Source organism: Inconstantimicrobium porci (assembly GCF_009696465.1).
Lineage (GTDB): Bacteria > Bacillota > Clostridia > Clostridiales > Clostridiaceae > Inconstantimicrobium > Inconstantimicrobium porci.
The window spans coordinates 92,805-107,203 of record NZ_VULX01000002.1 but is presented as its reverse complement, the minus strand read 5'-3'; the positions used below and the strand labels follow the sequence as shown (position 1 = coordinate 107,203).

Below are 14,399 nucleotides of genomic sequence, written 5' to 3'. Positions count from 1 at the left end.
ATATTAATCGTAAAAAGATTTTTGTAGTGTATCTTTTATCTTTATAGAATAAAAAATTTTCAAATATAATTATTAATTTAAAATCTTTTATATATGTAGGTTACTAGCAGGGCGGCGTATCCTGCATCTCTGGTTACTATTATTCAGTCAGATTAATTCTGACATTAGCGCGTGAGGAGCCCTTTCTCACCTTAGTAACATTCATTTCCAATATATAATTTTATGCTCAACAATAACATATTATACAGTTCCGTGGGAAAGTGTGCAATAAAATTTGAATAAATAGAAAAATTACTCATCTCACAAAATCTTTTTTTCGAGGTGTTTGAACTCTGAAATAGATGTAAGAGGAATAAGGCGTCCGCTATGAAGTCTGCTGCATATTTTTCCCTCTGTTAATGGATATAGAGAAGCTACATATATATAGTTATTTTCAGTATCAACTTCTAAAGCAAGAAGTATAAAAGGGCCAGCTTTTTTTACTAGTTCAATAGAAGTTGCACCTTTTTCAGGGTCATGTCCAATAAAGTCTGGAGATGATAAAATTGACTTCATTATAGCAGTCATATTGTCAATAGCGTTCTGACCTAACTGCTTAAAATGTCTTTTTCTAATATGCTTGTACACACCAGGTGAAGCAAAAACATCTCCATTAGCATTAAAACCAGCAAGTCTTGCGACTTTAGAATGTATTTTGCCAACCCGAATATAACCTTTCATGCCCATTCTACATACCACCTTAGTAAGAAGCTATTTAGAAAACTTAACTTTGGCACATCGCTTGTGAGAGGTGCCCTCTAACATTATTATATGATAAAATCTTGAATGATAGTATTAAATAATCCGAAATGGAGAGTATTTTGGTATATCTTATTAAAATAGCAGGAATATAGATGCAAAATTGTAAAAAAGTATTGTAATGAAACAATGTTATGTTACAATATAAATAAGAGGTGAAGTTATGAGTGAAGAATTAATTACAAAAAAACAGCTTCTTGATCTTACAGGGATATCATATGGACAGCTATATAGGTGGAAAAGGAAAGGAATAATTCCTGAACAGTGGTTTATAAAGAAATCCAGTTTTACGGGACAGGAAACTTTTTTTGAAAAAGATAAGATTCTCGAGAGAATAAACAAGATAATGGAGCTTAAAGATAATACATCGCTAGATGAACTTGCAGATATGTTTTCAATAAATCCTGCAACTAAGGTATATTCAAGAGAAGATATATTGTCATCGGGTATTTTGACAGGAGGGTTTATAGATTTATATAACAGGAGTTTTGGTAATAGGGAAAATTTTAAATTCAAAGATTTAATGTGTATGTATTTGTTTAAGATGATGATTAAGAAAAATATTATTGAGTTTAAGGTAGTAGAGGATATAATAAGAAAATTTTATGAAAAATATGATAGTCTACAGAATAAAGACTATGATTTGATAGTTATAGGTAAGGATAAAACAACTGTTACTATTATGAGTGAAAAATCTAGTTGTTACGTGCTTGATAATTCAGAAGTAATATTTGATGTGAACATTCATAAGATAGCATCTCAAATTAAAAAAGAAATTATGTAATGGACAGTGTAAAGTTTCAAGGCAAGAGATAGAAGAAGGGCTTGCCGAAATCCAACGAAAATATAACAAAAAAATATCATAATTCAAAAATAGTTGTTATAAATAGTAAAGTTTTATATAATAAATGTTGGATTAATATAAAATAAAAAGTAATCAATTATATTATATAAATAAGTGAGGTAAAACTATGAGTAGAATGTTTGGTACAGATGGTGTCAGAGGTATTGCCAACAACGAACTGACAGCACAGATGGCTTATGATTTAGGAAGAGCAGGAGCATTTGTTTTAACTGAAGGAACTCATAAACCTAAGATATTGGTAGCTAAAGACACAAGAATATCTGGAGATATGCTTGAATCAGCATTAGTAGCAGGAATTCTTTCTGTTGGAGCTGAAGCAGTATGTCTTGGAGTAATTCCTACACCAGCTATAGCATATTTAAATAGAGAATATGGAGCAGATGCAGGTGTAATGATTTCCGCATCACATAATCCAGTTGAATACAACGGAATTAAGTTCTTTGACAACAAGGGATACAAACTTTCAGATGATCTTGAAGATCAGATTCAGAGCGTAATTGAAAGTGGATTTGAAGGAGTTCCAAGTCCAATTGGAGTTCACCTTGGAAAGAAGAGAAAAGAAACTGGAGCAATTGGAGACTATATAGATTTTGCAAAATCAACTATCGGAACAAACCTAAAAGGATTAAAGGTTGCTTTAGATTGTGCTAATGGTGCATGTTACGAAGCTGGTGTTAAGGCTTTTAGAGACCTAGGGGCTGAAGTTTATGTAATTAATGATAATCCAGATGGAACTAACATCAATGAAAATTGTGGCTCAACTCATCCAGAAGAATTAATGGAATATGTAGTTAAGAAGAAATGTGACTGCGGATTTGCCTTCGATGGAGATGCTGATAGATGTTTAGCAGTTGATGAAAAGGGTACTCTTATTGATGGAGATCACATTCTTACAATGTGTGCTAAGGATTTAAAGGATAGTGGAAGACTTAAGGATAATACTTTAGTTGTTACAGTTATGAGTAACCTAGGACTTAAAATTGCTTGTGAAAGAGAAGGTATTAACCTTGAAGTTACAAAGGTAGGGGACAGATATGTTCTTGAAAACATGGTTAACAATGGATATATAATTGGAGGAGAACAGTCTGGACACGTTATATTCTTAGATCATAATAGTACTGGAGATGGACTTGTAACAGCACTTCAGGTTGCTTCAATAGTTAAGAAGTCAGGAAAAACTTTAAGCAGTCTTGCTGGCATAATGAAGGCACTTCCTCAGGTACTTGCTAATGCAAAGGTTCCTAACAACATGAAGGATATTCATGAAAAAGATGAAGAAATCATCAATGAAATCAAGAAGATAGAAGAATCACTTCATGGAGTAGGAAGAGTTCTTATAAGACCATCAGGTACAGAACCACTTGTAAGAGTAATGCTTGAAGGTGAAAACCAAGAAGAAATAGATAAGATGGCACATAATCTTGCAAAATTAATAGAAACAAAAGCAAACAGATAAAACACAAAAAGAAGCAGCCTTGTTAGCCAGGGTTGCTTCTTTTGGTGTAGAGCATAGATAACAGAGTATAACGTATAACAAAGGATGAACCTTTTATGATTAAAGTAATCCTTACTTGGACATAATTACAATATAAATTGTTAAGTTCAGGGAGGAAAGTTGATGAAACGTAAATGGAGTATGCCTGTCGTTATATATTCTTTATTTATAATAGTATGTGTTATATGTGCAGGTACAAAATTTTATAGTAACTATGAATATGATAAGCAGCAGTCTGTTATGGCTATGAAGAACGAAGAAATTGAGAAAAAAGAGCTTACCAATATGAATAGGCTTGTAAATAATGATGATTGCAGGATGTATGAACTTATAAATAAATCTAATAAACTTGAAAAGAGTTATATACCAGGTGATCTTGTATATCCTTCAGTAAATACAGTTATAAAAGGCAAGGATAATAGAAACCTTTTAAGAAGAAATGCTGCAGAGGCTCTTGAAGAAATGTTTGCAGCTGCAAAAAAAGATGGTGTGATTTTATATCTTCACAGTGGTTTCAGATCATATGATACACAGAATTTAATATATGCTTCAGCTAAAAAGCAGAGTGGTGAATCAGATGAATATATAGCAAAACCAGGTGAAAGTGAACATCAGACTGGACTTGCGGCAGATTTGAGCTCCAAAGAAGTGAATTTTAAACTTGATGATTCATTTGAAAAGTCAAAAGCATATAAGTGGCTTGGTAATAATGCATATAAATATGGTTTCATTTTAAGATATCCAAAGAATAAGGAAAGTATAACAGGATATAAATATGAGTCATGGCATTATAGATTTATAGGAAAAGACATAGCGAAGTATCTGCATAAAAATAACTTGACTATGGAAGAATTCTATAAAAAAATAGACTAAGATATAGAGATAAATTGACTGTTAAGGTGCATAAACGTTTAATAGTCTAGTGGTATAGACCAATATACAAGTAAACTAGAGAAAACTAAAGAAAATAAGTGATTTTATGTCTTTTTTCTTAAGAAATAAGAAATTGAGGCTGATTTAGTGGACAAAATTAAATAGTGAGTATAGAATAATAGTGAAATTGATTTGAAATGATAGAATCTTTTTCACTGTTATTTTTATATAAAGGAGGGCAGAATAAATTTATAATAATTAAAGCGCCAGGACTTAAGATGAATGTAAAACTTAAGTTGACGAGGATGAGGAGTATCGAAAAATTCGGCGGATACCTCACGGCAATTAATACTGTCGATAAAGATTGGCAAAATTCAAAAGTAATTTTGAATACAAACTCAATCGGGTATTTAAAGCATTAATAGCTTATTTAGTATTTGAGCTAGAGATAAAAGGAGAATAAATATATGTGCGGAATAGTAGGTTTTGTTGGTAAGAAGAAAGCTTCAAAAATTTTAGTTGAAGGATTATCAAAACTAGAGTATAGAGGATATGATTCAGCAGGAGTAGCTGTTATGCAGGATGGAGCGATAGCAGTTAGAAAGTGTAAAGGAAGACTTGCTAATTTAGCTGAAAAGCTTGAAGAGGATCCAGTTAACGGAACTATAGGAATTGGTCATACAAGATGGGCAACTCACGGAGAACCATCAGATGTAAACTCACATCCACATACAAGTAATAATGCTGAAATAAGCGTTGTTCACAATGGTATTATCGAAAACTATATCAAGCTTAGAGAAAAGCTTGAATCAAAGGGATATGCTTTCTATTCTCAGACAGATACAGAAGTAATTCCAAATCTTATAGATTACTACTATGAAGGTGATATCTTAGCAGCTGTAAGAAAAGCAACTACTAAGATGGAAGGAAGCTACGCTATAGGAGTTCTTTGCAAAGATGATCCAGGAAAGCTTATAGCAGTAAGAAAAGACAGTCCGTTAATCGTTGGACTTGGAGAAGGAGAATACTTCATAGCTTCAGATATCCCAGCAGTTTTAAATCACACAAGAGATGTATATCTTCTTAACGATAATGAATTTGTTGAAATGACTTTAGATGGAGTTAATCTTTACAATGAAGATGGCGAAAAGATTGAAAAAGACGTTTACCATGTAACTTGGGATGCTAATGCAGCTGAAAAAGGCGGATATGAAGATTTCATGATAAAAGAAATTCATGAACAGCCAAAGGCTATAAAAGATACAATGACTTCAAGAATAATGGCTGGCCAGGATATATGTCTTGATAAAATCACATTAACTAAGGAACAGCTTGAAAATATAGACAAGATATATATAGTTGCTTGTGGTACAGCTTATCATGCAGGATTAGTTGGAAAGATGGCTATTGAAAAGCTTGCAAGAATACCAGTTGAAGTTGATATAGCTTCAGAATTCAGATATAGAGATCCAATAATAACTGATAAGACTATGATAATAGTTGTTTCTCAGTCAGGTGAAACAGCAGATACTTTAGCAGTTTTAAGAGATGGAAAGAAGAAGGGTGCAAGAGTTCTTGCTATAACTAATGTTGTAGGAAGCTCAGTTTCAAGAGAAGCTGATGATGTATTCTATACATGGGCAGGTCCTGAAATAGCAGTTGCTTCAACTAAGGCTTATGTAACTCAGCTAGTTGCTGTTTATACTGTTGCTTTATATCTTGCAGATTTAAGAGGAACATTAAGCAAAGATGAAATAGAAGAAATAAAGAAGGAAATGCTTACTCTTCCAGAAAAGGCTGAAAAACTTTTAAGCGATGTATCAGAAATACAGAAATTTGCGTCTAAAGCATATGGCGAAAAAGATATGTTCTTCCTTGGAAGAGGATTTGACTATGCAGTTTCACTTGAAGGATCATTAAAGCTTAAAGAAATATCTTATATCCATTCAGAAGCATATGCTGGTGGAGAATTAAAACATGGTCCAATAGCATTAATAGAAGATGGAACAGTAGTTATTGCAACTTTAACTCAGGAAGCTTTACTTGATAAGATGATCAGTAATATAAGAGAAGTTGTAACTAGAGGAGCTAAGGTTTTAGGAATAGCATTTGAAGGAAGCACAAAGGTAGAACAGGTATGCGATGAAGTGATTTATATACCAAGAACATTAGAATTACTAGCACCAGTTTTATCAATAATGCCTCATCAATTAATAGCTTATTATGTTGCTAAACAAAAGGGATGCGATGTTGATAAGCCAAGAAACTTAGCAAAATCAGTTACTGTTGAATAAGAATAAAAACATGAAATAAAATTCTGTGGTTTTGAAAAAAAGATTAACCATTTGAAAAAAAGTTCGACTATTTGTAAAAAAGTTTAATCATTTGAAAAAAAGTTGAATCAAAATTAAATATACAGGTAATACTAAATTATGGTATTACTGATTACAGAAGAAGAAAGCTAGACATCAGTATAACGGTGTCTAGCTTTTTGCGCATTTAAATATAGGTGGTGTAAAAGTGGCAAAGAGAAAAAGAACTCATGATATTGAGAAAATGATAAAAGATGGATATGGTTCTGGTGTAGGAGCTGAATATAAACCTTGGATTAAAATTCAGGATGTACCTTCCCTTGGCAGAGTTACAAGAGTAAAAGGTATGAAGACGCAGAGGCAGCATGAATTCTTATCAGATATGGAAAGAAATTATTTTTATATACTAGAGTTTTCAGATAAAGTGTTAGATATTAGAGAGCAGTATCCACTTTTGCCTATTGAAGACACAATTGATATAGCAGATGAGTTAGGGTTAAAGCATCCAAAGAATCCTGAGACAGGAGAGGATATAGTAATGACAACAGATTTTCTAGTAACAATCTCTTCCGAAGATGGACCTAAAAATGTTGCAAGAACAATAAAATCAAAAGAGGATTTATTAGCTAAAAGAATAATTGAGAAGTTTGAGATTGAACGTGTCTATTGGGAGAAGAGAGGAATAGATTGGGGTATAGTAACAGATCAAGAGATAGATAAGAATATTGCACATAATATAAGCTTTATTCAATCATATAAAGAGATACATAATGTAGATGTGTTTAATGATATGGATGCAATTGAAATTCAGGATATGGTCTATGAATTCATAAAAAGAATAATTGATAATGAGAGAAGTGTGAGATGCATTGCCACAGAGTTTGACAAGGATATGAGTCTTAAAAGTGGGTGCGGTCTTAGTATATATAAGTATCTTATTATAAATAAGATTATACAAATAGATTTATCTCAGAAAATTGATGTTAATAAGAATATTCCTGTTTTATCTGTAAATGATGCTGAAATAAAGAAGGCGGTGGAAGCAATATGATAGCTATTAATTCTGTTTACAAATATGTTGATGTTGAGAATGGTGAAAGAATTAGAATTATTGAAATAAATCAACATAATGTTTATGTTGTAAATATTGATTCCGTTACTTCAATGCCGAAAAAAGAGGATATTAATAAAATTAAAGATGAAGTAGAATGCAGTAAGTTACTAGAAATAAAGGATCCTTATATAAAAATTATAGAAGATAGCGAGTTAACAGATACACAAATAAAAATAAGAAATGAAGATTGGAACTTTATCGAGAAATATTGGAATCAATATAAAGAAGAGATTTTAAATAAATCAAAACGTTCAAAAGTACTGGAGTTTATGAGTAAAGATACAGGCTATAGTTTAACTAAGATAAAAAAAGTATTCAGCAGGTTTTGGCAAAGAGGAATGAATAAAAATGCCTTACTTCCTGATTATTATAAGTCTGGTGGAAAAGGAAAAGAGAAAAAACTGTCTGGAGCAAAGGTAGGTAAACCTCGTAAAACTGATTACTATGGAAATAAAGTCGATGGAATTAATATTACTGATGATGTAAAAAAACAATTTTCTTTTGTTATTAATAAATATTACAGAAATAATAAGAAAAAATCACTTAAAGAAGTATACACATTATTGCTAAAGGATTTTTACTCTGATAATTACATAGAAAATAATGAAGTTAAATATAAAGTATGGGATAAATCTAGAATACCAACGTATGATCAATTCTATTATTGGGTTAAGAAAAAGGAAGATATTCAGAAAGATATTATTTTCAGAGAAAGTGAAAAAGAATTTAATTTAAAGCATAGAGCGCTTTTGAGTAATTCAAAACAAGAGACTGATGGACCAGGTACAAGATTTCAAGTTGATGCAACTATAGCTGATCTTTACTTGGTTAGCTCACTTAATAGAAATAGGATAATAGGAAGGCCTGTGGTATACGCCATTATTGATGTGTTTTCTAGAATGATTACAGGAATATATGTAGGACTTGAAGGACCATCATGGATTGGAGCTATGATGTGTCTAGATAATATGATTGCTGATAAGGTGGAGTATTGTAAAGAGTATGGAATTGAAATAAGTGAAGAACAATGGCCATGCAGACATTTACCTGAAATTATTATTGCAGATAGAGGAGAATTTGAAGGATTTAATGTTGAAAATCTTATTAATAATTTAAATGTAAAAATAGAAAATACATCACCTTATAGAGGCGATTTAAAAGGAATTGTAGAGAGGAGTTTTAGAACTACAAATGAAAAAATAAAGCATAAGACTCCAGGGGCAATTCAGAAAGAATTTAGACAGCGTGGTGACAGGGATTATAGACTCGATGCTGTTTTAACATTAGAAGAATTTACGCAGATTTATATTAAGATAGTATTAAGTCATAACAGTAAAATAATTGATAAATATCCTATGGATAAAGAAATGATAGCTGATGAAATAACAGCTACACCAATTAATCTATGGAATTGGGGTATTGAAAATAGAAAAGGAAGACTAAAAACAGTTGATAGAGAGGTTCTAAGACTTAATATTCTTCCTAAAGGAAGAGCAAGCGTTTCAAGAGCTGGTATAAGATTTAAAGGATTATATTATAGCTCAGATAAAGCTGTAAAAGAACAGTGGTTTATAAACTTAAAGGTTAGAAGTATTGAAATAGTTTATGATCCAAGAAATATGAATAAAATCTACATACCATATAACAATGGAGCAGCTTATGATGAATGTTATTTAATAGATACTAGTTTGCAGTATAAGAATTGCATTCTGGAAGAAATTGTTTTTAATCAAGAATTAGATGCTGAATTAAAAAATAAAGCTTCAAGAGAGCAGCATCAAAATAATATTGATTTAGAACATGAAATTGAAAAGATAGTAGCGCAGGCTAAAAAAGAAAAATCAAAGGATATTAATTACAACGAGTCACAGAATAAGAAGCTTAAAGGTATTAGAAAAAACAGAGCTGTAGAGAAAGAGATTAATAGGCAGGATGAAGCATTTAAGATAGGAAAGGATGTTATAAAAGCTGATAAGGTAGCAGAAGTTATTGAATTACCAACTGCTAAAGTTAGTGAGGATGAAGCTGGACATAATAGGTTAATGGCATTAATTAAGCAGAAGAGAGATGAGAAACATGGGAAATAGTAGAGAAACTATATTGCAGGGGAAATATGAAGAAGCTGTGTACAAAGAACAGGATTTAGAAGAATATAAATACAATCCTTTTATTGAGGCATTACCTCCTATTTTTTCAGAGGAAGCTGTAATTGAACAATTTAGCGTTGAGCCTCATATTGATGATATTGATAGAAGTAAAGCTGAAAATATAAGATTCCATGTTATTAAAAGAATTAAAAAATTTCTTCAACCATTACCAATCCACATTGTGCTGGAAAGAAGATTATCTACTTTCATAAGACATGGCTATTTGGGACGAAATCCATTAGATAAAGAGTTCCTTGAGAATCTGAGGATATTAAATAGCTTAGATGATAATGCATTAAAGGAAAATGAACTTCAGAATGAGTTTAAAAATATTAGCACAACAGCTGATAGCCTTTCTATTATAGGAATTTCAGGAATAGGAAAAACAACAGCAATAGAGAAATTATTATCTATGTATCCACAGGTTATTAGACATACAGAATATAAAGGAGAAACATTCACCAGAACTCAAATTGTATGGCTGAAAATAGACTGCCCTTATGATGGCAGCCTATCGACTTTGTGCAAAAATTTCTTTAAAGCTATTGATGATATTTTAGGAACTAGATATTTAGAGAAGTTTGGTTACTCAAGTCGTGTGACTTCTACAATGATGATTAACATGACAAAGCTGGCTTGGAGATATGGAATAGGAGTTTTAGTAATAGATGAAATACAGCATCTATTAAATGCTAAAAATGATAAAGAAGAGATGCTTAATTTCTTTGTTACACTTACTAATACAGTAGGTATACCAACAGTTTTAATTGGAACAAGTAAAGCTCAGAATGTTTTTAACGGGAACTTTAGGCAGGCGAGAAGAGCTGGTAGTGATGGCTCTATTATATGGGATAGGATGTCAAAGGATAGTGATGAGTGGCAATTCTTCTTAGAATCAATATGGGAGCTTCAAGGATTAAAACATATTGCTAAACTTACAAAAGAAATGTCAGATGCATTTTATGATGAATGTCAGGGGATTACTGCTGTTACAGTTAATTTGTTTATATTATCACAAGAAAGAGCTTTACAGGATGGAAAAGAAGAATTAACAGTATCTATTGTAAGAGAGACTGCAAAAAAAGATTTGCATCTGATACAGCCTATGATCAAAGCATTAAGGAATAATAATCTAGCTGAAATTATGAGGTATGAAGATATATCAATAGATTATGAAGAAGTAGCTAATTCATATGCTAGAAATGTTGAGCTTGCAGGTAAAATACGTGAATCTTTTAAAGAACGTAAGAAAGATATCGAGCTGCAGCGAAAAAGCCTTGTGGAAAACTTAATAATGGAATTAACTGAAATGGATGTATTTCAGTATTTAGAACTTAGTGATATAAGAAAAATATGTGAGAAAATTGTTTCAAAATCAAGTGTACATGAGAAATATAGCAATCTCAAGATAGAAGCTTTAAAAGAAGTAATGATATTAAATGATAAATTAAAATCAAAAAGTAAAGAAAAACCTAAGTCAAGTGCTACAGGAAGTTTATTAGAGATATATGATTTTGCAAGAAGCAACAAAAAACATCCATATGAAATACTAAAAAAGGAAGGGTATATAAAGAATCCAGTGGATGAGTTTTTGAATGTGAATTGAATTCAGGGGGATGGGACAGTAATTTAAATAAAAAAGGAGATAATATCTTGATTGATTTTTTTACTGATCCCTACAAAGATGAACTTATATATTCAGCCATAGCAAGATATCATTTCTATTCAGGAAATGTGGATTATAAAGACACTATAGAGGAATGCTTTGGGAAGCGTTCTGTTGTTCCTATATTAGAACTGGCCGGAAGATTAGATTATCTTGCTGGACAGCTAGGAGGTACATATACTTCAGATAAAATAATAAAAGATAATACTATACTTCCTTATTATGCTCCATTTATGGATAAAGACAGAAGAGAAGATGTAATAAATAAGATGAAAAGTGATGGAGGAATTTCTTTATATACTGAGATAGGAATTGTTGCAGGCTCAGTATGTAAGAAAAATCATATTTATTACTGTCCTTATTGTGCTAAAGATGAAGTTGAGAAGTATGGTGAAGCTTATATACATAGAGAGCATCAGCTTCAAGGTATAATTCTATGTCCACATCATGGTTGTAAATTAAAGAAATACCAAAAGGGAAGATTAGAAGCAAGTAAAGTAGAGTATGTGAGGTTTGAAAATGAACTTATAGATTTTGCTTCTGAAAATCTCGATATTGATCATTTCAATAAATACTTACGCTTATCAAAGGATGCATACTATTTGTTGATTCACAATCTTAATAAGTTTGATAAGGATAAGATGTTCGATAGATATAGGTATTTTCTTTATGAAAAAGGATTTATCAGGGATGGTGGCAGCGTTAAGCAAAGAGAATTATATGAAGCATTTATTGATTATTATGGTGAAGAATTTTTACAACAACTTGAATGTAGCATAGATTATGATAATGAATATAATTGGTTAAAAGTTATCACAAGAAAATCAAAAAGACATTCACATCCACTAAGACATTTATTATTAATTGAATTCTTAAGTGACAGTATTGCTTATTTTTTCAATGCAGACATACATGATATTAATGTAAATTCACAGCAGCACATTTATGATATATCAAAGTGTAATATTTCATGCATGAATCAATATAAAAAAAATATACTTAATGCTATTGTAGATAATCCGGGAATTAAAAGAACAATGTTAAGGAAACAATTAAAAAAAGAATATATTTTCTTATATAGGTATGATAAGAAATGGCTGTTTAGTAATCTACCTAATAAAACTAAACCAAGTAATAATTATTCAGAGAACAGAGTCGATTGGCAGGCTAGAGACAAGGAATATTTGAAACTATTACAAAGGAGATATAATGAATTATTGTCATTTAAAATACCTATAAGAATTACTAAAGGTTCATTAGCAAAAGTTTTTGGCATTTTGCCTAATTTAGAAAAAAAGTTATGTATGATTCCTATGACAGAGAAGTTTTTGAATGAAGTCTGTGAAAATGTGCAGCAATTTCAGCTGAGAAGATGTAAATATGTTGTAGATACCTTTATTAGAAGTGAAGAGAAAGTTCAGTTATGGAGGGTACAAAGGATAGCTGGAATTAGAACGAAGGATTTTTGCAGCTTAAAAGAAGAAGTTCTTAAATATATTAATGAAAATCAGGGGGAAGACAATGGGAAGGATGCAACTTAAACTTAAGAACTGGCCATTTGATAAAGGAATTAAGGCTCAACTTATATGGATAGGTGAGCCTTTTAAATATCAAAATAAATGGATGATTGATACATATTTTAATGATGGAAAGAGCACTAAAAAGGTAATACAGGATTGGGCTAACATTCATTTTTTATCCATAGATAAATATTATATTGATGGAGATTTAAAATCAGGAAAACTAATAGATAAAGAGAATAAAACTAAAGTTATAGATATAGATTTAAGTGGTATAACACCAAAATATAATGAGAATGACTGGAGAATAAAAGGTACTGATTGCAGGAGTAAATCAAGAACATATAATTTTTATAAAAATAATAAACTATATACTATACCAATAATAGAAATTGTTAGATCAGTATTAGCACCTAATACATTTATGCTGAATAACATACTGTACAATAATACATTTGAAGATTATTTTACATATGAAATTAATGATGAGATATTAAAACTATATTTTAACGGTAGCTATAAAACATCCAATTTAAAGGATACGTATTTTAATCATTTTGCTTGGATTATAAGTAATAGGAATGTATTAAATATGGTGGAGAGCATAGGTTATAATAATTGTTTCAAACATAAAATGATGTTTGATTTCAATATGAAACATTTTAAATTTACAGCAAGGGTAAAAGAAAATAAAGCTGGTTATACAATACTTGAAATTATTAAATTAAAAGAAAAGCGTATTAATTTTAACGAAATTCAAGTGTTCCATCCTAGTCTTGAGGAGTATGAAAAAAGTGATGGAAGTAAGAAATGGACATATATAAATGTGAATAGAAATAAAGGCGATAAAAGAGTAATTGACAATGAATTAGATGGAGCAAATAAAATGACAGAGAGTATTGAGAATGATTTTATAATGCATGAATATGTGAAGTTGCCAGAGATACATAGACAAAAAACAGGACATGCTAATAAACATACGAAAGTAGATGAGCAAACTAAAATCTATTTTAAGAATGATGATAACAATAGAACATTTGCTGATGAAGGGGGATTCAATACAGGGGCAGGAATTGATGTTTCAAATATTGATTTGAAATATAGCAAGCTTAGTGGGGAATTACAGGATTTCATTAATGTGCTTCAGCAACTTAGAAAAATGGATGGAATTAAGAGTGTAGATATAAATATTATTTTTGTTCCATTAGGAAGAAAGTTTTCACATCTAAAAGATGGAATTAATAGGCGTAGATGTATTATAGGAAGAATACTAAAGACTAATAGAGAAATGATTGGGATTATAGAAGTAGAGAGAGAAGGAAAAGCTTTATCAACATTAATTGTAAAATCAAATAATAAGATGATCAAGAATATTGTTTATGATGAATTATTGGAAGGATTAATTTTTGAAAGTGGGAAATGGAGTAATAAAAAAATCAATAAGTTAAAAATCAAAGGTATAAAGATTGAAAGAGTAATTCATAGTGGAAAATATTGCAATATAAATAACATTATTAAAAAGATACAAGTATTTTGAGCACATGCTATAACAGGTATTATACAAGAGAGTATTAATATAGCTGTTAAAAATAAGTATAAGAAAATATAG

The 14,399-nt window shown here is 30.7% G+C and carries 10 protein-coding genes; 9 read left to right on the top strand and 1 reads right to left on the bottom strand.

What is annotated here, in order from left to right; translation table 11 throughout:
• Positions 1 to 300 precede the first annotated feature (300 nt).
• The gene (locus FYJ33_RS02825; RefSeq protein ID WP_154530259.1) at positions 301 to 726 is read right to left on the bottom strand and encodes a PBECR3 domain-containing polyvalent protein; all 426 of its coding nucleotides are present in this window, start codon (positions 724 to 726) and stop codon (positions 301 to 303) included.
• A gap of 235 nt (positions 727 to 961) precedes the next feature.
• On the opposite strand from FYJ33_RS02825, the gene FYJ33_RS02820 reads away from it, so the two are divergent.
• The 9 genes from FYJ33_RS02820 (at position 962) to FYJ33_RS02780 (ending at position 14,327) form a co-directional block, all read left to right on the top strand.
• Positions 962 to 1,582, top strand: a complete 621-nt coding sequence (locus FYJ33_RS02820) for a DUF4004 family protein (protein ID WP_154530258.1) — start codon at positions 962 to 964, stop codon at positions 1,580 to 1,582.
• 187 nt (positions 1,583 to 1,769) lie between these two features.
• A complete protein-coding gene (gene glmM / locus FYJ33_RS02815; protein ID WP_154530257.1) occupies positions 1,770 to 3,119 on the top strand; it encodes a phosphoglucosamine mutase in 1,350 nt (449 codons plus the stop codon).
• Positions 3,120 to 3,281: 162 nt separating this feature from the next.
• Entirely contained in the window at positions 3,282 to 4,031 is a 750-nt protein-coding gene (locus FYJ33_RS02810; protein WP_154530256.1) for a M15 family metallopeptidase, read from the top strand.
• A gap of 467 nt (positions 4,032 to 4,498) precedes the next feature.
• Positions 4,499 to 6,325, top strand: coding sequence for a glutamine--fructose-6-phosphate transaminase (isomerizing) (gene glmS, locus FYJ33_RS02805; RefSeq protein WP_154530255.1), 1,827 nt, complete (start codon positions 4,499 to 4,501; stop codon positions 6,323 to 6,325).
• 226 nt (positions 6,326 to 6,551) lie between these two features.
• A complete protein-coding gene (locus FYJ33_RS02800; RefSeq protein WP_328598643.1) occupies positions 6,552 to 7,394 on the top strand; it encodes a TnsA endonuclease N-terminal domain-containing protein in 843 nt (280 codons plus the stop codon).
• Positions 7,391 to 9,544 (top strand): Mu transposase C-terminal domain-containing protein, encoded by a 2,154-nt coding sequence (locus FYJ33_RS02795; RefSeq protein WP_154530254.1) that lies wholly within the window; start codon positions 7,391 to 7,393, stop codon positions 9,542 to 9,544. The genes FYJ33_RS02800 and FYJ33_RS02795 overlap by 4 nt, the downstream gene beginning before the upstream one ends.
• On the top strand, positions 9,534 to 11,210 hold the full coding sequence (locus tag FYJ33_RS02790; protein WP_206046594.1) for an ATP-binding protein: 1,677 nt from the start codon (positions 9,534 to 9,536) through the stop codon (positions 11,208 to 11,210). The genes FYJ33_RS02795 and FYJ33_RS02790 overlap by 11 nt, the downstream gene beginning before the upstream one ends.
• A gap of 47 nt (positions 11,211 to 11,257) precedes the next feature.
• On the top strand, positions 11,258 to 12,811 hold the full coding sequence (locus FYJ33_RS02785; protein WP_154530252.1) for a TnsD family Tn7-like transposition protein: 1,554 nt from the start codon (positions 11,258 to 11,260) through the stop codon (positions 12,809 to 12,811).
• A complete protein-coding gene (locus FYJ33_RS02780) occupies positions 12,792 to 14,327 on the top strand; it encodes a Tn7-like element transposition protein TnsE (RefSeq protein ID WP_154530251.1) in 1,536 nt (511 codons plus the stop codon). Before FYJ33_RS02785 ends, FYJ33_RS02780 begins: the two co-directional genes overlap by 20 nt.
• Positions 14,328 to 14,399 lie beyond the last annotated feature (72 nt).